Here is a 228-nt window from a genome sequence, read left to right as displayed (position 1 = left end):
GGCCTTCTCGGGCTCACGAACGCGGGTGACGGTCTCGCCGAGTTCGGACAGAGCCTTGTCTACCTTGCCCTTCAGTTCTGCGGAAACTTCGCCGGTAGCGGAAAGCTTTGCAGTGAAGTCGGAACCGAGATTGCCGACCTGTTCCTTGATGGATGCCACAGACTGGCCAAGCTCGCCGATCTTCTCGGCAAGTGCATTATCGGACATGAAGTCCTCCTGATGTTGTGG

Annotated in this window: 1 pseudogene; it reads right to left on the bottom strand. The window is 57.5% G+C overall.

Annotated features, from left to right (window positions below):
* A pseudogene (locus tag ACPYOI_RS37370) lies at positions 1 to 207 on the bottom strand (phage major capsid protein); the annotation flags it as partial.
* Positions 208 to 228 lie beyond the last annotated feature (21 nt).

Source organism: Rhizobium sp. SVR5-2C, from assembly GCF_056755115.1.
This window is presented reverse-complemented; position numbering and strand designations above follow the sequence as displayed.